This is a genomic window from Mycobacterium sp. E3298, from assembly GCF_001666895.1.
Taxonomy (GTDB): Bacteria; Actinomycetota; Actinomycetes; order Mycobacteriales; family Mycobacteriaceae; genus Mycobacterium.
Genome location: NZ_LZJB01000545.1, coordinates 1 through 827, shown reverse-complemented (window position 1 = coordinate 827; position 827 = coordinate 1). Strand labels below are relative to the sequence as shown.

At 69.2% G+C, this 827-nt stretch carries 2 pseudogenes; one reads left to right on the top strand and one right to left on the bottom strand.

The features are described 5' to 3' along the window. Positions 1–376: pseudogene (locus A9X05_RS25070) on the top strand (hypothetical protein); the annotation flags it as partial. 3 nt (positions 377–379) lie between these two features. On the opposite strand, the pseudogene A9X05_RS25065 reads toward A9X05_RS25070, so the two are convergent. Beyond that, positions 380–827, bottom strand: a pseudogene (locus A9X05_RS25065) (hypothetical protein); the annotation flags it as partial.

Sequence of the window (827 nt, the reverse complement as noted above, 5' to 3'; positions counted from 1 at the left end):
GGAGAACAAGCCGTCCAATCCCAGCGACCCGCACGACGGGGTCTACACGGCGGCGCGGCTGGCCCGGGACGAGGGGGTGCCCATCTCGACGATCTCGTTCGGCACCAAGACCGGCGAGATCGAGATGGACGGGCAGCGCGTGGCCGTCCCGGTTTCGACGGACCAGATGAAGACGATCGCCAAGCTGTCCGGCGGGCAGTCCTACACCGCCAGCAACATCGCCGAGCTCAACAAGAGCTACAACGCCATCGAGAAGGACATCGGCTATCGCACCGTGGCCGGGCCGGGCAGCGCCGGGTGGCTGCGCCTGGGCGTGATCACCGCCTTGATCGCGACGGCGCTGGCGCTGCTGATCAACCGGCGGCTGCCGGTCTGATCGTCAGGACGGCAGCCGGCGGTTCAGGAACAGGCCGGCCAGGATCGCGCCGGCCAACGCGACCGCCCCCAGCAGCATCCACGCGAGGCTGGCGTCGCCCTTGACGGTCTCGTACCCGATCTGGCGCTGCAGGGTCGAGTAGACGTTCTTCAGCGACTCCAGGCTGTCGGCATGGAACGCCTGGCCGTCGGTGATCTCGCAGATCTTCTGCAGCGTCTGGTCGTCTACGGGAACCGGGATGGTGGCGCCCTCGTACTCGACGGTGCCGTACGGCGTCCCGAAGGAGATGGTCGAGATCTGCACGCCCGCGGCCTTGGCGGCCCGGGCGGCGGTGAACGCCCCCTGCGGGGCGTTGGCGTCCAGCGGCACGTTCTCCGCGCCGCCGTGTAGACCCCGTCGTGCGGGTCGCTGGGATTGGACGGCTTGTTCTCCCCGCCGTCGGACAGCAGCA